Annotated in this window: 17 protein-coding genes and 1 tRNA gene; 11 read left to right on the forward strand and 7 right to left on the reverse strand. The window is 65.6% G+C overall.

What is annotated here, in order from left to right; translation table 11 throughout:
- Nucleotides 1-158: 158 nt before the first annotated feature.
- The 5 genes from EAO27_RS09160 (at nucleotide 159) to EAO27_RS09180 (ending at nucleotide 5,492) form a co-directional block, all read left to right on the forward strand.
- On the forward strand, nucleotides 159-365 hold the full coding sequence (locus EAO27_RS09160) for a cold-shock protein (RefSeq protein WP_242779809.1): 207 nt from the start codon (nucleotides 159-161) through the stop codon (nucleotides 363-365).
- A 2-nt stretch (nucleotides 366-367) separates the two neighbouring features.
- The gene (infA, locus tag EAO27_RS09165; RefSeq protein WP_242779811.1) at nucleotides 368-622 is read left to right on the forward strand and encodes a translation initiation factor IF-1; all 255 of its coding nucleotides are present in this window, start codon (nucleotides 368-370) and stop codon (nucleotides 620-622) included.
- A 323-nt stretch (nucleotides 623-945) separates the two neighbouring features.
- Complete coding sequence (locus EAO27_RS09170; RefSeq protein ID WP_242780542.1) at nucleotides 946-3,237, forward strand: UvrD-helicase domain-containing protein; 2,292 nt, start codon at nucleotides 946-948, stop codon at nucleotides 3,235-3,237.
- A gap of 72 nt (nucleotides 3,238-3,309) precedes the next feature.
- A complete protein-coding gene (locus EAO27_RS09175; protein WP_242779813.1) occupies nucleotides 3,310-4,224 on the forward strand; it encodes a DUF4349 domain-containing protein in 915 nt (304 codons plus the stop codon).
- A 104-nt stretch (nucleotides 4,225-4,328) separates the two neighbouring features.
- A complete protein-coding gene (locus EAO27_RS09180; RefSeq protein ID WP_242779815.1) occupies nucleotides 4,329-5,492 on the forward strand; it encodes an acyl-CoA dehydrogenase family protein in 1,164 nt (387 codons plus the stop codon).
- 38 nt (nucleotides 5,493-5,530) lie between these two features.
- Here EAO27_RS09180 and EAO27_RS09185 read toward each other — a convergent pair.
- Nucleotides 5,531-5,606: transfer RNA gene (locus tag EAO27_RS09185), tRNA-Ala, on the reverse strand.
- A gap of 88 nt (nucleotides 5,607-5,694) precedes the next feature.
- Between EAO27_RS09185 and EAO27_RS09190 the strand changes: the two genes are divergently transcribed.
- A complete protein-coding gene (locus EAO27_RS09190; protein ID WP_242779817.1) occupies nucleotides 5,695-6,711 on the forward strand; it encodes an NADP-dependent oxidoreductase in 1,017 nt (338 codons plus the stop codon).
- A gap of 147 nt (nucleotides 6,712-6,858) precedes the next feature.
- Here EAO27_RS09190 and EAO27_RS09195 read toward each other — a convergent pair whose 3' ends face one another.
- Both EAO27_RS09195 and EAO27_RS09200 read right to left on the reverse strand, forming a co-directional pair.
- Nucleotides 6,859-8,235, reverse strand: a complete 1,377-nt coding sequence (locus tag EAO27_RS09195; RefSeq protein ID WP_242779819.1) for a DEAD/DEAH box helicase — start codon at nucleotides 8,233-8,235, stop codon at nucleotides 6,859-6,861.
- Between the two features lie 125 nt (nucleotides 8,236-8,360).
- Entirely contained in the window at nucleotides 8,361-9,083 is a 723-nt protein-coding gene (locus EAO27_RS09200; protein ID WP_242779822.1) for a hypothetical protein, read from the reverse strand.
- Here EAO27_RS09200 and EAO27_RS09205 point away from each other — a divergent pair.
- The 3 genes from EAO27_RS09205 to EAO27_RS09215 all read left to right on the forward strand — a co-directional run bounded on the left by EAO27_RS09205 (nucleotide 9,082) and on the right by EAO27_RS09215 (nucleotide 11,954).
- Entirely contained in the window at nucleotides 9,082-10,506 is a 1,425-nt protein-coding gene (locus EAO27_RS09205; RefSeq protein ID WP_242779823.1) for an FAD-binding oxidoreductase, read from the forward strand. The two genes, EAO27_RS09200 and EAO27_RS09205, sit on opposite strands and share 2 nt — an antisense overlap.
- 109 nt (nucleotides 10,507-10,615) lie before the next feature.
- Nucleotides 10,616-11,392, forward strand: coding sequence for a SapC family protein (locus EAO27_RS09210; RefSeq protein ID WP_242779825.1), 777 nt, complete (start codon nucleotides 10,616-10,618; stop codon nucleotides 11,390-11,392).
- A gap of 13 nt (nucleotides 11,393-11,405) precedes the next feature.
- Complete coding sequence (locus EAO27_RS09215; protein WP_242779827.1) at nucleotides 11,406-11,954, forward strand: cytochrome b; 549 nt, start codon at nucleotides 11,406-11,408, stop codon at nucleotides 11,952-11,954.
- A gap of 17 nt (nucleotides 11,955-11,971) precedes the next feature.
- Here EAO27_RS09215 and EAO27_RS09220 read toward each other — a convergent pair whose 3' ends face one another.
- Nucleotides 11,972-12,214, reverse strand: coding sequence for a DUF1674 domain-containing protein (locus tag EAO27_RS09220; RefSeq protein ID WP_347567141.1), 243 nt, complete (start codon nucleotides 12,212-12,214; stop codon nucleotides 11,972-11,974).
- 22 nt (nucleotides 12,215-12,236) lie between these two features.
- On the opposite strand from EAO27_RS09220, the gene EAO27_RS09225 reads away from it, so the two are divergent.
- A complete protein-coding gene (locus EAO27_RS09225) occupies nucleotides 12,237-13,529 on the forward strand; it encodes an RsmB/NOP family class I SAM-dependent RNA methyltransferase (protein WP_242779829.1) in 1,293 nt (430 codons plus the stop codon).
- Here the strand turns inward: EAO27_RS09225 and EAO27_RS09230 are convergent.
- The 3 genes from EAO27_RS09230 to EAO27_RS09240 form a co-directional block, all read right to left on the reverse strand.
- Nucleotides 13,526-15,310, reverse strand: coding sequence for an adenylate/guanylate cyclase domain-containing protein (locus EAO27_RS09230; RefSeq protein WP_242779831.1), 1,785 nt, complete (start codon nucleotides 15,308-15,310; stop codon nucleotides 13,526-13,528). The two genes, EAO27_RS09225 and EAO27_RS09230, sit on opposite strands and share 4 nt — an antisense overlap.
- On the reverse strand, nucleotides 15,307-16,497 hold the full coding sequence (locus EAO27_RS09235; protein WP_242779833.1) for a YARHG domain-containing protein: 1,191 nt from the start codon (nucleotides 16,495-16,497) through the stop codon (nucleotides 15,307-15,309). Before EAO27_RS09235 ends, EAO27_RS09230 begins: the two co-directional genes overlap by 4 nt.
- A gap of 100 nt (nucleotides 16,498-16,597) precedes the next feature.
- Nucleotides 16,598-18,319, reverse strand: a complete 1,722-nt coding sequence (locus EAO27_RS09240) for a DUF885 domain-containing protein (protein ID WP_242779835.1) — start codon at nucleotides 18,317-18,319, stop codon at nucleotides 16,598-16,600.
- Nucleotides 18,320-18,446: 127 nt separating this feature from the next.
- Here EAO27_RS09240 and EAO27_RS09245 point away from each other — a divergent pair, with 127 nt between their 5' ends.
- Nucleotides 18,447-19,757: an MFS transporter gene (locus EAO27_RS09245; RefSeq protein ID WP_242779837.1), complete on the forward strand. Its 1,311-nt coding sequence runs from the start codon at nucleotides 18,447-18,449 to the stop codon at nucleotides 19,755-19,757.
- Nucleotides 19,758-19,898 lie beyond the last annotated feature (141 nt).

Here is a 19,898-nt window from a genome sequence, read left to right on the forward strand (position 1 = left end):
CTTGACTTTTCATTCGCCTTGCCCTATATCGGGCGGGCTAACGTCGCCTGCGACGGAAATTTGATACCCTTTCGGGGGCGGATACTTCCCTTCACTCGCTACCAGCTCCGCCGGTGCTTTTGCCGGTGGATTCCCTGTTTTCGTGAAAGGAAACACCCATGCCGATCGGCACCGTCAAATTCTTCAACACCGACAAGGGCTATGGCTTCATTTCGAATGAAGATGGCTCGGGCGACGCGTTCGTCCACATCACCGCCGTCGAGCGCGCCGGAATGGCGACGCTCAACAAGGACCAGCGCATCTCGTATGAACTGGAAACCGGTCGCAACGGCAAGACCTCGGCCGTGAACCTCCAGTCGGCCTGACCTTGGCCAAGGAGGAAGTTCTCACCTTCGACGGGGTGATCGATGAAATCCTGCCCGACGCCCGTTTCGGTGTCGTGCTCGAAAATGGTCATCGCATCATCGCCTATACCGCCGGCCGGATGCGGCGTTTCCGCATCCGGTCGGTCGTCGGCGATGCCGTGCGGATCGAAATGACCCCCTACGACCTCAGCAAGGGCCGTCTCGTCTATCGCGAGCGCGGCAATTCTCCGGTCACCGCCCAACGCCAGCGGCGTTGATTCTCGCCAACTCAAACTGCAATCAAAAACCCGATTCAAAGATAAAGATGATGACTATGTTTCAGAATATACAAATTTTTCCTGCGCTTCCCGCGCTTGCGCTGGCCGGAAGGGCAATTACGGCCCCGTCCGTTCTGCGTCGCCGCCCGACACTGTCGCGCCGCGAACTCCGGCGCCTCGTCGCCGATATGGTCGACTGACCGGTCCCAACGGCCGCCCCCTTTGCAAAGGGGGGTGGCCCCTCGGGACATTCCGTCGCGGCGTGCTGGACAGGTCGCGCGCTGTTCCCTAATCGTTCGCGCGTGAACGATACCTCCGCCTCGATGCCCGACCTGACCCGCCCCGACCCGTCGGACCCGCCCTATCTGCAAGGATTGAACGGTCCGCAACGGCAGGCGGTGCTCACCACCGAAGGCCCGGTGCTGATGCTCGCGGGTGCCGGCACCGGCAAGACCGCGGCGCTCACCGCGCGGCTCGCGCATATCATGGCGACACGACGCGCGTGGCCGTCCGAAATTCTCGCGGTCACCTTCACCAACAAGGCGGCGCGCGAAATGCGCGAACGCATCGGGCGCATGATCGGCGACGCGGTCGAGGGGATGCCCTGGCTCGGCACTTTCCACAGCATTTGCGCCAAGATGCTGCGCCGCCACGCCGAACTCGTCGGACTGCAAAGCAATTTCACCATCCTCGACACCGACGACCAGCTTCGCGTCCTGAAGCAGCTGATCCAGGCCGAGGGGCTCGACGAGAAGCGCTGGCCCGCGCGCCAGCTCGCCGGGCTGATCGACAAGTGGAAGAACCGCGGCCTCACCCCGCCCGATCTCGATGCCGCCGACAAGGAGGCCTACGCCGACGGCAAGGGCCAGCATTTCTACGCCCTCTATCAGGCCCGGCTGAAGACGCTCAACGCCTGCGATTTCGGTGACCTGCTGCTGCACATGCTGGTGATCCTCAAAAACCACCGCGACGTGCTGGAACAATACCAGCAACGCTTCAAATATATCCTCGTCGACGAATATCAGGACACCAATGCCAGCCAGTATCTGTGGCTGCGGCTGCTCGCGCAGGCCCGCAAGAATATCTGCTGCGTCGGCGACGACGACCAGTCGATCTATTCGTGGCGCGGCGCCGAGGTCGCGAACATCTTGCGCTTCGAAAAGGATTTCCCCGGCGCGACCGTGATCCGGCTCGAACAAAATTATCGCTCGACCCCGCAGATCCTCGCGGCGGCATCGGCGCTGATCGCCCAGAACAGCGGCCGCCTCGGCAAGACGCTCTGGACCGACCTCGAACCCGGCGACAAATTGCGCGTCGTCGGCGTGTGGGACGGCCCCGAGGAAGCGCGGCGGATCGGCGAAGAGCTCGAAAGCCTCCAGCGCCAGCACGTCTCGCTCGACCGCGCCGCGATCCTCGTCCGCGCGCAGTTCCAGACGCGCGAATTCGAAGACCGTTTCATCGCGATCGGCATGCCGTACCGCATCGTCGGCGGCTTCCGCTTCTACGAGCGCGCCGAGATTCGCGACGCGCTCGCTTATCTGCGCCTCGTCCAGTCGCCCGCCGACGACCTCGCGTTCGAACGCATCGTCAACGTCCCCAAGCGCGGGCTCGGCGACAAGGCGATCCAGCGCATTCACCAGTTCGCGCGGCACGAACAGGCGCCGCTCCTCCACGCGGCATCGCGGATCATCGAAACCGACGAGCTCACCCCGCAGGCACGTCGTCAGCTCGCCAATTTCGTCGCGCAGATGCGCGGCTGGCGCACGAAGGCGAACGAGCTCTCGCACCCCGAGCTGACCCAGCTGATTCTCGATGAATCGGGCTATACAGCGATGCTCCAGGCCGACCGCAGCGTCGAGGCCGCCGGCCGCCTCGAAAACCTGTCCGAGCTCGTCCGCGCGATGGAGGAATATGACTCGCTCGAGGCTTTCCTCGAGCATGTCAGCCTCGTCATGGACCGCGACAATGACGATCAGGCCGAAACCGTCACCATCATGACGATCCACGCCGCCAAGGGGCTGGAATTCGACCATGTCTTCCTCGCTGGCTGGGAAGATGGCGTCTTCCCGTCGCAGCGCTCGATGGACGAAGGCGGCACCGCCAGCCTCGAAGAGGAACGCCGCCTCGCCTATGTCGCAATCACGCGGGCACGCCGGCGCGCGACCATCTACCATGCCGCGAACCGCCGTATCTACGGCCAGTGGATGAGCAGCATCCCCAGCCGCTTCATCGGCGAAATCCCGCCCGAACATGTCGAGAGCGAAAACAGCTTCGGCGGCGGACAGAGCCTGTGGCGCGCCAACTGGTCGGCGCAAGGCGACCCGTTCGCCCACGTCGCCGAGCGCAACGCCGCGCGCACGATGACGCGCGGCCCCGCATGGCAACGCGCCGTCGCCAGTTCGTCGACGATCACGCGTGCACCGGCTCCCTCCGAACGGAGCCCTGCCGCATCGGTCGGCGCCAAACCGCGCGCGGATCTCGCGGTCGGCATGCGCGTCTTCCACGAAAAGTTCGGCTATGGCGAAATCGCTGACATCGACGGCAACAAGCTCGAGGTCGAATTCGAGCAGGCCGGCAGCAAGAGGGTGCTCGACAGCTTCATCAAGCTCGCCTAACCCCTATTGTCTACTTTATTAGTTATGATATGCTATCCCACGCGACCCGAGTCGCGTTTTGGGAGAATCTGCATGAAGATTAAGCTCTTAGCGGGCGCGATGGCGCTCGCCCTGGTCGGCTGCAGCGAAAAGCAGGCCGCCGAAGACGCCCCTGCCTCCTCCCCCGCCGCCGACGCCGCGATCGAAAGCACCACCCCGGCGGCACGTTCGACCGATGCCGAGGTCCCCGGCGTCGCCACCACCGCCGCCCCAGGCGTCGCTTTCGATTATAGCTACGCTTTCCGCCTCGACGACGACCGTATCGCCAGGGTCCAGCAGGAACACGCCGAGGCCTGCGAAATGCTCGGCACCGCACGCTGCCGTATCGTCGATGTCCGCTACCAGTTGAACGACGAAAAGCGCGTCGAGGCGCAAACCCAGTTCAAGCTCGACCCCGGCATCGCCCGCCGCTTCGGTGCCGACGCGATCGCCAGCATCGAAAAGGCCGAGGGCGTACTCGCCGACGCGACGGTCGCTGGTGAAGATGTCGGCACCCAGATCGACGCGTCGCAACAGCGCAGCGCGGGCGCCGCGGCAGAGGTCGAACGCCTCGAGGGACGACTGAAGGCGGGCGGGCTCGACAAGAGCGAGCGCGCCGAACTGCTCGGCCAGATCGCGGCACTCAAGGGCCATCTCGGCGACGAGCGCGCAGCACGCCGGCAGAGCGAAGCGCGGATCGCTTCGACGACCGTGGTCTTCAACTATCTCGGAAATGGCGGCCTGCCCGGAATCGGGCACAAGAATCCCTTCGCCGACGCTGGCGAAACACTGATGCTCAGCGGCGGCACCGCACTTTCCCTGGTCCTCACGCTCGGGGCCGCGGCGCTGCCATGGGTCCTTCTTCTCGCACTGATCCTGCTGCTTTGGCGCAGCCCGTTGATGACAGGGTTCCGGGCGCGTCTCGCTCGCCCGGTCCCCTCTGAAACCACCCCGCCACCCGCAGGCTGAGCCGTGCCGGCCGGGAACGGCGGAGCGCCGTTCCCGGCCGATAGGGGCTGGCATTGCCCCTCCTCCCTGCTATGCGAATTGCGAATTTGGGAGGAATTGACACAATGACAAATCCGGGCATGGACGCCGATATCTACGAAGCCTTCATCGAGCAGTTGCAGCGCTATGTGCGCGACCGTCTGATCCCGGCCGAAGGCCAGCTGGAGGAACTCGGCCGCGTTCCCGACGATATCCTCGACGAAATGCGCGAGATGGGCCTGTTCGGCATCACCATGCCCGTCGAATATGGCGGCGCGGGCATGAATGTCAGCCAATATGTCAATTTCATCAAGGAAATTGCCTATGCTTCGCCCGCCTATCGTTCGATCGTCTCGATCAACATCGGCATGGTCTGCAAGTCGCTGATCGGTTTCGGCACCGAAGCGCAAAAGACCGAATGGCTGCCCAGACTGGCAACGGGCACAATCGCCGCGTTCGGCCTCACCGAGCCCGACAGCGGTTCCGACAGCGCGGCCATGAAAACCCGCGCAGTGCGCGACGGCAACGGCTATGTCCTGAACGGTACCAAGCGCTACATCACCAACGCCCCCTTTGCCGACGTCATCCTGGTGATGGCGCGCACCAATGCCGAGGCGCTGCCCAAGAACGCGCATGTCAGCGCCTTCCTCGTTCCCCGCAACGCGCCGGGCGTGTCGATCGGCAAACCCGACGGCAAGATGGGGCAGGCCGGCTCGCAGATCGCCGACGTGATCCTCGAGGATGTGCACGTCGACGGCGACGCGCTGCTCGGAGGTGAGGAAGGCATCGGCTTCCGCGCCGCGATGCAGAGCCTCGACAACGGACGCCTGTCGGTAGCCGCCGCCAGCGTCGGCTATGCCAAGCGGATGCTCGACGCCGGCCTCAAATATGCGATGGAACGCAAGGCGTTCGGCGAACCGATCGCCAATTTCCAGCTGATCCAGGCGATGCTCGCCGACAGCAAGGCCGAAATCTACGCCGCCGAATGCATGCTGAACGATGCCTGCGCGCGCGCCGATCGCGGCGAGAAGATTCTGGTCGAAGCCGCCGCAACCAAAATGTTCGCGAGTGAGATGTGCGGCCGCGTCGCCGATCGCGTCGTCCAGATTCACGGTGGCGCCGGCTATCTCAAGGAGTATCTCGCCGAGCGCTTCTATCGCGACTGCCGCATTTACCGCATTTATGAAGGGACGACGCAGATCCAGCAGCTAGTCATCGCGAAGAACATGATTCGCGACTACGCCGGCTGAGCTCGGCGGTCAAAGGCTTCGGATGGGGAAAGGGTCGCTGGTGGAGCCGAGGGGAATCGAACCCCTGACCTCTGCAGTGCGATTGCAGCGCTCTCCCATCTGAGCTACGGCCCCGCGACCGGGCGGCTCTTAACCGCACTCGATGTTGCTGGCAACGGCTTTTCTGATGATTGGGCGAACGACATAGATTGAGGGGGATAGGATGGCGCGAGCGTGGCACCTGACCAGCAGGCCGGCGGGTCTGCCGACGATGGATAATTTCGCGCTGCGCGAATTGCCCGATCCCTCCCTCCAGCCCGACCAGCTGCGCGTCCGCAATCTCTGGCTGTCGGTCGACCCCTATATGCGCGGCCGGATGAACGACGCGAAAAGCTATGCGGCATCGTTCCAGATCGACCAGCCGATGACCGGCGGCGCGATTGGCAAAGTCGTCGAAAGCACAATGGACGGCTTTGCCGCAGGCGACCTGATCCTGCACATGGGCGGCTGGCGCGACGAAGGGGTGATCGGCCTCGACATGTCGCCCTTCAAGCTGCCCGACGAAGCGCTGGTTGCGGGCATGCCGCCGCAGACCTTCCTGCACAATATGGGGTTGACCGGCGGGACCGCATGGATCGGCCTGCTCCGCGTCGCCGCAGCAAAGCCCGGGGACACGGTGTTCGTGTCGGCGGCGGCAGGCGCCGTCGGGTCGGCAGTGGTCCAGATCGCGAAGGCGCGCGAGATGACCGTGATCGGCTCGGCCGGCGGGCCCGACAAATGCGCATGGGTGAACGATCTCGGCGCTGACGCGGTGATCGACTACAAGGCGGGGCCGGTGCTCCCGCAACTTGCGGCAGCCCTCGAAAAGCTCGGCAAGCCCGGCATCGACGTCTATTTCGACAATGTCGGCGGCGAGCATCTCGACGCGGCCTTTGCGGCCGCCAACGACTTTGCCCGTTTCGCGATCTGCGGGATGATCGACGTCTACAACGACGGCAAGGCACAGGAGATGAAGTACATTATCCGGGCCATTCCCGCCCGCATCCGCATGGAAGGCTTCATCTACACCGACCAGTTCTTCGACTGCATGGAAGAATTCTACGCCGACATGGGGGGCCTGATCGCCAGCGGCGCGGTGACGATGCGCGAGACGGTGCACGAGGGGTTGGAAACGGTGCCCGAGGCCTTCCTCGGACTGTTCGCGGGTGCGAATATGGGGAAGATGCTGGTTCGGCTCTGAAGCCTGACAGCGGCCGCACAGCGAAAGGCCGCGCTTGCAACCTGCCAGGCATTGGCGCTTTCGATCGACAACGAACCTCGCGCGGCACCGGCCCCGCTCGCATCAAGCGAGGCACACGGCACGCTCACGCAAATTCGACGGGGCCGATCAGCCGGTCGTCAAGGTTCCGAAACCGACCGACAGGAAATCGGGCATCGGACCGTTCCAGCCGTCATCCGGACCATCGTCGTCCTGCTGGCGATGCTTCGCGGGCGCCGGTTTGCGGTCATCGCCCTTGCGCGCGGGCTTCGCCGAGGGCCTTTCGGTCTCGGTGCGCTTCGCTTTGCCGCCGCGACCACCGCGTTCGGACTTTTCGCGACGCGGCTCGCGCTCTTCGCGCGGCGCGTCCTTCGCCGGCGCAGCGCCTGCCTTGCCGGTATCGAAGACCGGTATGGTGTAGCCCGTCAGCTTCTGGATATTGTCGATCGCCTCATCGTCCGAAGGCGACACCAATGTGAACGCCCGCCCCTTCGCGCCTGCGCGGCCGGTGCGGCCGATCCGGTGGACATAATCGTCGGGGTGCCAGGGCGCGTCGAAATTGAAGACGTGCGTCACGCCCTTCACGTCGAGCCCGCGCGCCGCCACGTCCGATGCGACGAGGATATTGATATCGCCGCGTTTGAAGCGGTCGAGTTCGGCGATGCGGCTCGACTGGTCCATGTCACCATGGATCTCGCCCGCCGCAAAGCGCGAACGCTGCAGCGACTTGGCCAGTTCGCGCACCGTCGTCTTGCGGTTGCAGAAGATGATCGCGGTGCTGATATCCTCGGCGTCGAGCAAGTCGCGCAGCGTGTCGCGCTTGCCGCGTTCGCTCGTCTTGACCAGGAACTGTTCGATATTCTCGTTGCGGCTCGCCGGGCGCGCGACCTCGATCGTCTTGGGATTCGACAGGAATTTGTCGGCCAGCTTCTTGATCGGCGGCGGCATCGTTGCCGAAAACAGCAAAGTCTGCCGATTCGCGGGCAGCTTGGTGCAGATATTCTCGATGTCGGGGATGAAGCCCATGTCGAGCATGCGGTCGGCTTCGTCGATGACGAGCAGGTTGCAGCCGGTGAGCAATATCTTGCCGCGCTCGAACAGGTCCATCAGGCGACCCGGGGTCGCGATCAGCACGTCGACGCCCTTTTCGAGCGCCTTGACCTGGTCGCCCATCTGGACGCCGCCGATGAGCAGCGCCATCGAGAGCTTGTGATATTTGCCGTATTTTTCAAAGTTTTCCGCGACCTGCGCTGCGAGTTCGCGCGTCGGCTCGAGGATCAGCGAGCGCGGCATGCGCGCGCGGGCGCGGCCGTGGGCAAGGATATCGATCATCGGCAGAACGAACGAGGCGGTCTTGCCCGTTCCCGTCTGCGCGATACCGATCATGTCGCGCATCATCAGCACCGAGGGGATCGCGCCGGCCTGAATCGGGGTCGGCGTGTCGTAACCCGACTCGTCGATGGCGCGCATAAGTTCGTCGGAAAGGCCGAGGTCGGCAAATTTCATAGGGTCAACTTGTCCGGAATTTGAAGCCGCGCGCCGTCCCACGCCGGCAATCGCTGCGGCGGCCCTTGCGGAACTGTTGACGGAAAGTCAAGAAAAGCCGTCGAAAGCGGGCGATTAATCCGCGGTCAGTCTTCGTCGCGGACCGCAACCATCAGCCGGAATTTGTCGATCTCGCATTTCGCGCCCGTGCGCGCATGGATTTCGTCGCGATCCTCGCAAAGCCGGCCGTCCTTGTTTTCCTTCATGTAGAATCCGGCATAAAAGTCCAGCGCACGGCAGCCGCGATTGAGCTGCGCCCGCAGCCGCTGCTTCTGCCGCGTGATCAGGTCGATGCTGTCGCGCTGCACCGCCTGCATCCCCATGATATTGCGCATCGCGACGCATTTGGGGCCCTTTTTCTCTTTCCAGACCACCGGCATTTCGCGAACGCGCGGAGCCGGGCCCGGGCTGGCGGCGAAATTCGTCAGCGACGAGCGCTGCGCGGGAACGCGAATGATCAGCTGCTGCTCGATCACGACCTGAAACCACGGCGCATCGGCGCTTTCGGGCAACGGCAGGATTGCCGTCAGCGACTCGGGCGCGGCGGAGGGCACTTCGGCATCGGCCGCGGGCGCCGCCGCGACCAGCAACAGGGCGGCGGCCATCACCACGGGCGGCTCACCATCCGTTCCGCCTGTTGTTGACGATCTGCGAAACCCACCCTTCAGCTCCCGAACCCGATCCTGGCTGGACGAAAGAGGTCTTCTCGTCCATTGCCACCCCCTTAGCGAAGATGATTGAACAGCAAATGAACTGTTGTCGAGGCAAATTGCCGCAACGTTGCGCAAAGTACGGGGCCCGAAACGCATGACCCGCGCGCCCTCGCCCGCGCTGCTCGATCGGCTCGCGCGACTGCTCGGCCCCAAGGGTTTCGAGCGCGATCCCGATGCCCTCTCGCCCTGGCTGACCGACTGGCGCGGCAAATATCACGGCCGTACCGCCGCGATGCTGTCGCCCGCGACGGCTGACGAGGTGGCCGAGGTGGTGCGATTGTGCGCCGACGAACGCGTCGCGATCGTTCCGCAAGGCGGCAACAGCGGCATGGTTGGCGGCGCGACCCCCGACGCGAGCGGAGACCAGCTGCTGCTCAGCACGCGCCGTATGAACCGCATCCGCGCGATCGATGCCGACGCACGGATGGCGGTGGTCGAAGCCGGGGTGATCCTTGAAAATTTCCACCATGCCGCGCTTGCCGAAGGCCTGCGTTTTCCGCTGACGCTCGGCGGCAAGGGATCCGCGACGATCGGCGGGCTCGTCTCGACGAACGCCGGCGGCACGCAGGTCCTGCGCCACGGCACGATGCGCGCACTCGTTGCGGGAATCGAGGCCGTCCTGCCCGACGGAAGCCTCTTTGACGGATTGGCGCCGCTCAAGAAGGACAATCGCGGCTACGACCTCAGGCAATTGCTGTGCGGCGCCGAAGGTACTTTGGGCATCGTGACGGCCGCCTGCCTTCGCCTCGTTCCGGCGGCCGAAGCGCGCTGCACCGCGTGGGTCGGCCTCGAATCGCCCGAAAGAGCCCGGCTCCTGCTGCACCGGCTCGACATGGCGATAGGCGCCCCGCTCGAAGGATTCGAGATCGTTCCGCACGGCTGCCTCGACGCGGTGTTGCGCCACATCCCGCAAACGCGAGCGCCGCTTGCCGCCAGCCACCCCTGGTACGCGCTGATCGAGCTCACGGGAACGGTCGCCGACGACTTGCCCGCCCGGATCGAGGGCGAACTCGCCGCAGCACTCGAAAGCGGCCTCATCGACGATGTCGCGATTGCCCAGAGCGACCGCGAGAGTGAGGATTTCTGGCGCCTGCGCGATTCGATCTCGGAAGCCGAACGCGCCGAGGGACCCGCCATCCAGCACGACGTCAGCGTGCCGGTCGACCTGATGCCGCGCTTCATCGCCGACAATCCGCACCGTCTCGCGGCCGCATTTCCCGGCGCGCGCGCCTTGTCCTTCGGGCATCTCGGCGACGGCAACGTCCATCACCATGTCCAGCCGCCCGCCGGCAGCGACGGCAGCGCATGGCTGGCTGCGCACGGCGAAGCGGCGAGCCGGCTGGTCTATACCCACGTGCTCGAACTCGGCGGCTCGATCTCCGCCGAACATGGGATCGGCCAGATGAAACGCGACATTTTTGCCGAGCTCGACAGCCCTGCGCGCCTTGGCGCGCTGCGCGCGATCAAGGCCGGGCTCGACCCCGCCGGACTGTTCAATCCCGCCAAGCTGATCGGTTGATCGCACGCGCGCCGCCATCGGCCCCTTGCGTCGCGGCGCGCGGCCCAATAAGGCGCTCCATCGCACTTTTCGCCTGCATGTCGCGGGCCGTTCGTTTCGGAGCTTGACCATGGCCACTGCGCCCGCCGCCAATTTGCCGCTTTTTTACAAGGACCTCATGCCGCTTTCGAGCGTCGATCACGCCAATTTCCGCGCCCGCGCGCTCGACAAGGCGGATTTCCTGATCGACCAGCACGCGGTTCCGCTCACCTCGGACGAGTTCATCTCGGCGTCGCGCTATTACCCGATCGTCTTTTCGGCGGGCGACAATCCGGTGCCGCTGGCGCTGATGGGCCTCAACGAAGGCGTCAACACCTTCGTCGACGCCGAAGGCAAGCTGATCAACCCGGTCTATGTCCCGGCCTATGTTCGCCGCTATCCCTTCATGCTCGCCAAGCTGCGCCCCGACACCGACGAACTCTCGCTCTGCTTCGACCCGACCTCGGGTGCGGTCGGTGAATTCGAAGAAGGCGACGCGCTGTTCGAAAATGGCGAACCGACGGAACCGACCAAGGCCGTGCTCGAATTCTGCAAGAATTTCGAGGAAGCCGGACAGCGCACCGGCCAGTTCATCGAGGAACTGCAGAAGGCCGACCTGCTGATGGACGGCGAAGTTGCCATCCAGCCCGAAGGCAGCGACAAGCCGTTCATCTATCGCGGCTTCAAGATGGTCGACGAGAACAAGCTGCGCGAACTGCGCGGCGACGTGCTGCGCAAGATGATGCAGAACGGCATGCTCGGCCTGATCTTCGCGCACCTTTTCTCGCTTCAGCTGATGCGCGAAATCTTTGCCGAACAGGTCCGGTCGGGCAAGGTGCCGCTCGTCAGCGAGGCGCCCGTCGCCTGAGGAGAACAAGCAGATGGCCACAACCGCGTCCGACATCGCGCCGCAGCGATATACGCGTGTGGCCATCTGGCTCCACTGGCTGATCGCAACGGCGGTCGTCACCAACATCGCACTCGCCATGCTGACCGAGGGTTTGCCGCGGGCGACCCGGACCGCCGCGATGAACATCCACAAGCCGCTCGGCATCGCCGTGCTGGCACTCACTGTCCTGCTGATCCTGTGGCGCATCGCCCATCGCGCACCGCCGCCGCCTGCGGGCACCCCCGCCTGGCAGCGCCCGGTCAGCCGCATCGTCCATTTTCTCTTCTACGCGCTGCTGATCCTTCTCCCGCTCTCGGGCTGGATCTGGTTTTCAGCCGCGGATCGCCCGATCGACTTTTTCGGCCTGTTTACCGTCCCCGCGCTTGCGGGCGCCGACGAGGCGCTTGCCGATGCGATGCACGACCGGCACGAAGCGCTCGGCCTGACCATGCTCGCGCTGGTGCTGCTGCACGTCGCGGCGGTGCTCAAGCATCAGTTCGTCGACCGCACCGGGCTGATCGGGCGAATGAATCCCTTTTGACCGTCGCTGCCGACGCGTCAGAAATCGATCGCCAATCCCTTGAGCTCCCAGTCGCCATAGCGAACGGGATTGCGTCCGCCGGGCTGCTCGGCAGCCGCATCCTCGCGGATCGGCTCGGGCGGCGGCACGGGGTCGTTGGTCCAGCTTTCGGGGGCTTTCACATGCGCGGGCCGCTTTGCCGCGCGCGGGGTGCCGCCGATCGTATCTGCTTTGCTGTTTTCGGTCATCACGCCGATGTTATAGGAGTTTCCGTGTTTCACGCCAACCGCCCCTGTGCCCGCCATGGCTGATCGACGTCCGCGCCGTCCCCGCCGCTCCGAACAGGCCGATCCGCCGGGTACCGCAACCCGCAAGGCGGCACTGCGCCTGATCGACGCCGTGTTGCGCCGCGGCGATCCGCTCGACATCGCCGCACATGCGGCGACGCAGGGCCTGCCCCCTGCCGACCGCGCCTTTGCCGTCGCGATCGTTTCGGAGGCACTGCGCTGGATGACGGACATCGACGCGCTGATCGATGACGCGACCGCCCAGCCGCTGCCCGAAGATGTGAAATCACGCGCCGTGCTGCGTCTCGCGCTCGCGCAGTTGCTCATATTGAAGACCCCCGCGCATGCGGTTGTCTCGACCGCGCTGCCGCTCGTGGACGGCGGTCCGCGCCGCCTCGTCCACGCGCTCCTGTCGCGCGCGCAGCAGGAAGACTGGCAGCTTCCTCCGGGCGCGAGCCTGCCGCCCGCGACCGCCGAACGCTGGTCGGCGGCCTGGGACGACGCCACCGTTGCAGCAGCCGAAACCGCATGGAGCGCCGCACCGCCGGTCGACCTCAGCTTTTCAGGGGAACCCGATCCCGTCGGATGGCAGGACGCCCGCCCGCTCGCTCCGCTCCACCTCCGCCTGCCGCGCGGACAGGCGATCGAGGACCTGCCCGGCTATCGCGAAGGCGGCTGGTGGGTCCAGGACCTCGCCGCGAGCTTTCCCGCCCGCCTGCTCGGCACCGGCAACGGCCGCTCGGCCCTCGACCTGTGCGCAGCACCGGGTGGCAAGACGATGCAACTCGCCGCCGCCGGCTGGTCGGTCGTCGCGGTCGATTCGAGCGCCAAGCGCCTCGCGCGGCTCGAGGAAAATCTCGACCGCACCGGCCTGGAAGCCGCTGTCGTCCAGGCTGACATCCGCACCTGGCAACCCGGCGAGGCTGCCGATGCGGTGCTGCTCGACGCGCCTTGCTCGGCGACCGGCATCTTCCGCCGTCATCCCGACGTGCTCCACCGCATCGAACCGCGCCAGATTGCCGAAATGGCGGAATTGCAGGCCGAATTGCTCGTCCGCGCCGCACAGTGGGTGAAGCCGGGCGGCACGCTCGTCTATGCTACCTGCTCGCTCGAACCCGCCGAAGGCGAAGAACGGATCGCCGCCTTTCTCGCGGACCATCCCGGCTGGATCATCGACCCGGCCCGCGCGGACGAACTACCCGTCGGCATCGCCCCGACCGCACGGGGCTTCGTCCGGACCCTGCCCGGCCTGCTGGTCGACGCCGGTGGCCTCGACGGCTTCTTCGTCGCGCGGCTGCGCGCGCCCTAGGTCGCTCGGCGCGACAGGCGGTAGAGCGCCAGTTCGCCATAATCCTTGGCGAGCCGAACCTTGCCGACATAGTCGCAGTCGAATTCGCGCGCGTCGCCGAGCGCCAGCATCGCCGCCATCGGCTGGGTGCAATAGATCTGGCCGACAAGCGTCACCGGTTCGATCCGCGCGGTGCGCGTGACTTCGGTCCCGTACCAAAGCTCGTTGCCGACGACCGGATCCTGCCCGCGGTAGATCGGCCCGAAGTGGATGCCGGTGCGCATCCCCGCCTTGTGCCCTTCAAGGCCAAGCCCCGCGGGCAACACGTCGAGTTGCGCCTGCATGGCCAGCGCAATCCGCGCCGCGATCGCAGGATCCGAAATGATCGCATATACCGCATCGCCCCAGGTGTTGCGGAACAGCACCGCCTCGCCAAACTCGTCGAGCACGCGCCCGATTCCGCCCATCACCTCATGTGCAAAGATCGGCAGCTCCGCCTCGCCAAGCTTTGAAAAACCGGCAAAATCGGCAAACAATATCGCGTAGAGTCCGCGCCGTGTTCCCGCGGGAGGCGTGGGCGCGGGCGGGAACTGCAGCGCGCGGTCGAGCCCGCCGACGGGGATCGTCACCGTCCGTCCGCCATGCCTTTGCCATAGCGCAATATCCGCATTGGTGCCGGCGATCGCATCGGCGCTGCGCGCCGCAACGTCAGGATCGACCACCGCCAACTGGATCGCCTCGGCTTCCAGTTCGCGCGCGCGCAGCTTCGCGAGCCCCATCGCGGTGTGCGAACCCAGGACGAACTGGCAATCGTCGCTGACGAAGCGCGAATGGCTCGCGAAATGGACCATGGCCGCGGCATCGCGACAGCGCTCGTAGCGCGCCACCCATGCCTCGCCGCCCGACCGCACCGACTGGGCGATGAAATCCTCCTCGGCAAAGGGCAGGATGATCGTCAGGTCGATCCTCCGCGCGATCGCTTCCTCAGCAAAGAGGATGTCCGCGCCGCACGCGAGCGGTCCGATCAGTGCCGACAGCGGCTGGTCGTCGAGTGCCGCGGCGATCGCGCGTCGCGCGCCTGCCTCGCCTTCGCCCCCGGCGCGGAACATGCGCCCGCAATAGACACCCACCGGCGGCGGGCGCAGCAGGTCGACGATGGCTTCGGCGCTCTCCGCCTCGACCGCGCCGCTGCGCGCCAGTCGCAGGAACTGGCGGCAGGTCGACGCGCGGTCGCCCGCTCCCGCGCTGCCTATGATCTCCAGCGCTTTTGCGTGCCGCAGCGCATCCTCGCCGCGCCCCAGCAGCAACAGGGCCTCGATCAGCGTGACCGCGTCCCAATAATTGCCCGCGGCCCCCGCTGCCGCGATGGGTCCGGCCAGCGCGGCGGCGCGCTCGCGTTCACCGAGCAGCGCAAACAGGCTGGCGGCATTGATTGCCGGAAAGGTCGCGCCCGACACTTCCCATGCGTGATGATAGGCCGAAGCCGCCTTTTCGAGCCAGCGACGGCGCTCGGCGACGGGATTGTCGAACGCCCGGTCCTTCCATATCCGCCCTGCGAGCGCGAGGCTGTCGACGTCGCCCGATGCTCCCAGATCGAGCGATTGGTAAAGATGCATCGCGCCCAGACTGTCGCCCGATGCCGCAAGTGCGCGCACCATCAGATAGCGCAGTCGCGGACTGTCGATACCGCCGCGCCGCGCCGCGGCGGCACAGTCGAACGCGCTCAGCGCATCGCCCTGCCCCAGCCGCTGTGCGACCTCGCTTTCGATGGCCGCGCAGTCTGGCCGCACCTCTTCGCTCATCGTGCCGCGGCTTCGGCCGATTTCAGCAGCGCCACATTGGCCTTTTCGACCGGCGACAGCTGCGCGTTGTCGGTCGTCGGACGGTACCAGTCGAACTGGCTGAAATGGGCGCGCAGGCGCGCATCCCTGAAACGAAGGCCGTTGCGCGCAAAAATCTCGTTGCGCGCGACGCGCAGTTCGAGCGCACTGTAATTGCCGAGTTCGTCCGCCGACAGCAATCGCTCGCTGCTGTCGGGGATGACGACCCCGCTGCCGCCGACGCCGCTCGGCATGGGGCCCGCCGCGATCGACGCATCGGCGCCGCTGCCCGGAGCGGGATCGGGCGTCGGCCCGTCGAGAACGCGGATCAGCTTGCGGAACATGTAGCCGGTGGTGCCGTCCCCCTTGCGCACGCGCCACCAGGCACCGCCTTGCTGGTAGGTCAGGAACTTCTCGCCCTCGAGCACCTTGCCGACGATCGCCGACTGCGCCGTCGGCTTCGCGCGGATATTGGTGAAACCCTCGGGGTCGTCGATCACCGCGGCGAGGACAAAGGCCTCGACCGGCTTGGCGTCGGCTGCGCCCGTCCCGAGGTCCGCCGCCACCGCCACGCTTCCCGCCCCCGATCCTTCGCTTGTCGCCGTGCGCATCGGCGCGGGCTGCAGGAGCCACCAGACGAGCGCCGCGGCGGCGATCGCGGCCGCCCCCAATATCCAGGGCAGTGGCGAAGAGCGCTGCGGAGCGGCGCCGCTTTCGGCGGGCGCTGGCCGCGGTGGCGGCGCGGGAGCGGCAACCGGGGGAGCCGCCGCCGGCGGTGCCCGCCCGCACAATTCCTCCAGGCTCATCAGCACCTTGCGCCAGCCACGATGGTCGGGTTCACCCTGCCAGTCGGCAAGCTCGGCAAACTGGATCTGGTTGAACGGCAGTGGCGGCATGACGTCATCGATCGCCGTCTGCACCAGCTTCTTCTGGTTGCGCGCGACATCGGCCTCGGCGCGCACCCATTCGGACTGCGCCGAGGATTGCGACCAGACGACGATCGCGGCCTTCGCCATGCCGATCTTTTCGGTGATCACATCGCCGTAGCTGCGGTGCGGCGGCAGTTCGGCATCCCACCAGACGTCGTAGCCCGCCGCCTCCACGGCCTGCGCGATCGTCGCGACGCGATCCTTGTTGTCGCGCGAATAGGAAATGAAGACATCGACCATCGACCAGCCCCTTTACAGGGCAAGGCTAGCGGGAGGCGACGCGATTGGCCAGCGTTAGGCACATGCGCGCCGCCTCACCGAAAGCTGTTCCCGGCCGCGATCAGAACACCGCCTTCGGCGCATCTTCCTTCATCATCGCCGCGCGCACCATCGGGATCGGCGGACCGCCGTAGGACAGGAACTCGTCGTGGAACGCCTTCCACTTCGTCTTGTCACCCTTGGTCCAGTCATCGCGCAGCTTGCGGATCATCAGCTTGCCCATCGTATAGTTGAGATAGGCAGGATCATAGGTGCCACGCGCCGCCTGCTGCCGCGCATTGCCCTCGTCCTGATAGCATTGTTCCTTGAACAGCTTTTCGGAGTCCGCGACCGTCATGCCCTTGGTGTGGAGGCCGATCGCGGAAAGATAGCGACAGTCGCGGAGCAATGCGTTCGACAACTGGCCGATGTGCGTTTCGGGATCGCCCGCGCCCAGCCCGGCGTCCCACATCATCTCCTCGGTATAGTGCGCCCAGCCTTCGGCAAAGGCATAGCCGACGAACAGCTTGCCGAAGATGCTTGTCGCGCGGTTCGAATGGAGGAAGTTGAGGAAGTGCCCCGGCCACACCTCGTGCACCGAGGTGAAGAGCAGGTCCTTGCGCCCCGGCACGAAGTCGTTCTGCGTCTGCTTGTCCCACGCGGGATCGGGTGGCGAGATATAATAGACCGACGGCAGGCCTTTTTCATACGGCCCGGGAATATCGATGTAGGCGCTGTTCTGCCGGTTGTAGGGCGGCGACTCCTCGACCTGCGCCTGTTCGGTTCCGGGGATCGTCACCAGATCCTTCTCGATCAGGAACGCGCGCAGCGTCGGAAGCTGGCGCCGCGCTTCGGCGACCGGCCCGTCGGCGGGTTTGTCCGAATTCATCTTCTTCATGCAGTCGGCGATCGTCATTCCGGCGGCATAGGTCGCACAGGCGGCCTTCAGCGCATCCTGATTGCGCTTGAGATCGGCCTGTCCGATCCGTTCCAGTTCATCGAGCGGGGTGTCGACCCCCTCGTTGGTCAGGATCATCTTCGCGAACTTGTCGGCGCCGAGCGCATAGCCGTCGGCGGTGCCGGGCTGCGATCCGACATATTTGGCAAGGTCGGTCATTGCTGCACCGGCCTTCGCAGCGGCTTCGTCGAACTGCTTCTGCAGCGCCTCGTCCTTGACCGATGCGAAGGCCGCCTTGGCATCGCCCTTGTAATAGTCGGCAAAGCCGCCGAAGCCCGCCGTACCATATTTGACGAAGGTCGCGGGCAGCGGAAGCTTGAGGTTCGCCTTGATCTGCGCGGCCGCCGCAGGAACTTTTTCCGCATAGGCGATGAACGCCTTCATCCGCGTCGTCGCATCGGCATAAGGCCGCGCGATGTAGACGTTGGGGTCGAGTGCGCCGGTATAAAAGGCCGGGTTCTTCGCCGCAAAATCGGTGTCGCGCAGGAAGAAGAGCTGCCCTTCGGCGACCTTGATCAGATAGTCGCGCTCGAATTTCTCGGCGTCGGTCATCTCGCCGTCGAACACCTTGGCGTCGGCGATCGTCTTTTCGAGGAAGGTCGCCTGCTTTTCGAGGCCTGCGGGCGACCAGTCGGGCAATTGCCCGTCGAACTCGTGCTTGCCCTGGTAGACCGCGAAATTGGGGTTGAGCGGAAAATATCCCGCCAGGAAATTGTCGCGGAACTCGGTCCAGTTCTTCGCGTCCGATGCCTGTGCAGCCTTGTCGCCGGACGCATTGCAACCGGCGAGTATCAACAGCGTGGCAGCCATCGCGGGACCGGCAAAACGAGCGAATTTGCGTGTCATAGATCGTATCTCCCCGAAACCAACGGCGCACTTCTGCCAGCCGGGTTGGGGGGTGGCACCTCCTAATCGACGAACGACAGCCCCATGCGGTGTGGACAGGGGCGAAAAGCGGGCTAGGGCGAAAGCGATGGCGACGATCCTCCCTCCCGACAGCGATGAGCCGGCCCTGCCCGAAACGCCTTCCAGGCCCCCCTCGCCGCTCAGCTTCGTCGACTATCGCTATTTCTGGCTCGCGCGCTTCACCGCGGTCATGGCGACGATCGCGATGGTCGTGGTCATCGGCTACCAGCTCTACGACACCGCGCGCACCGACTACGGCATGTCGATCAAGGAGGCGTCGTTTCAGCTCGGGCTGCTCGGGCTGTTCCAGTTCGTGCCGCTCGCACTGCTGACGCCGGTTGCGGGCTGGGTCGCCGACCGCTTCGAACGGCGCAGCGTCGCGATCTTCTCGAATCTCATCGACCTTGCAATCGCTGCCGCGCTCGGCTGGTTTACCTGGACCGACGCGCTCACCCTGCCGCTGCTCTTCAGCCTTGCCGCGCTGCACGGCGTCGCACGCGTTTTCTCGGGCCCCGCGATGAGCGCCATTGCCCCGAACATCGTGCCCCCCGCCGTGCTGCCGCGCGCGATCGCGATGAGCAGCATCGCCTGGCAATCGGCATCGGTGATCGGTCCCGCCGCGGGCGGCCTGATCTACGCGGCGCATCCGACCTCGGTTTACATCTTCGCTGGCGTGCTGCTCGCCGTTTCGGCCTTCACGATCAGCCGCGTCCGCCCTGTCCTGCCGCCGCAGGCCGAGGTCCGCCGCCACCCACTGCGCGAAATGGCCGACGGGCTGCAGTTCACCTGGCGCGAGCGTTTCCTTCTCGGCACGATCACGCTCGACCTGTTCGCGGTGATCCTGTCGGGGGCAACCGCAATGCTTCCCGTCTATGCGCGCGACATTCTCCAGACCGGCCCCGAAGGCCTCGGCTTCCTGCGCGCCGCCCCCGCGGTCGGTGCCGCCGTCGTCGCGCTCGGCCTCGCCTGGCGCCCGATCGAGCGCAACGTCGGCGTCAAGATGCTGTGGGCGGTGGCGGTGTTCGGCCTCGCCACCATGGCCTTCGGCCTGTCGACCAACCTCTTCCTCTCGCTCGCGATGCTGGCATTGCTCGGCGCGGCCGACATGTTCTCCGTCTTCGTGCGCGGCACGCTGATCCAGCTCAACACCCCCGACCATATGCGCGGCCGCGTCAGCGCGGTGTCAGGGCTCGCCATCTCGGCCTCCAACGAACTCGGCGAGATGCGCGCGGGTTCGATGGCCGCGGCGCTCGGTCCTGTTGCCGCGGTCGTCGTCGGCGGCGCCGCAGCGGTTGGCGTAACGGCCCTCTGGGCGTGGCTGTTTCCCGAACTGCGCCGCGCGCGCACCTTCGAACCCCAGTTTAAACAGACCGGCTGACGCATTTCCGCGGCGGCCCGGCGCCGCCGCATCAACTCATCGCAATCGGCTGTCCTTTCGCCACAAAGTCATTGTCAATTTATTTAATTGAGTTATCTCGACTGCACCCGTCACCGCGGTTTTCCCTGTCCCCATCATGGA

Source organism: Sphingopyxis sp. YF1 (genome assembly GCF_022701295.1).
Taxonomy (GTDB): domain Bacteria; phylum Pseudomonadota; class Alphaproteobacteria; order Sphingomonadales; family Sphingomonadaceae; genus Sphingopyxis.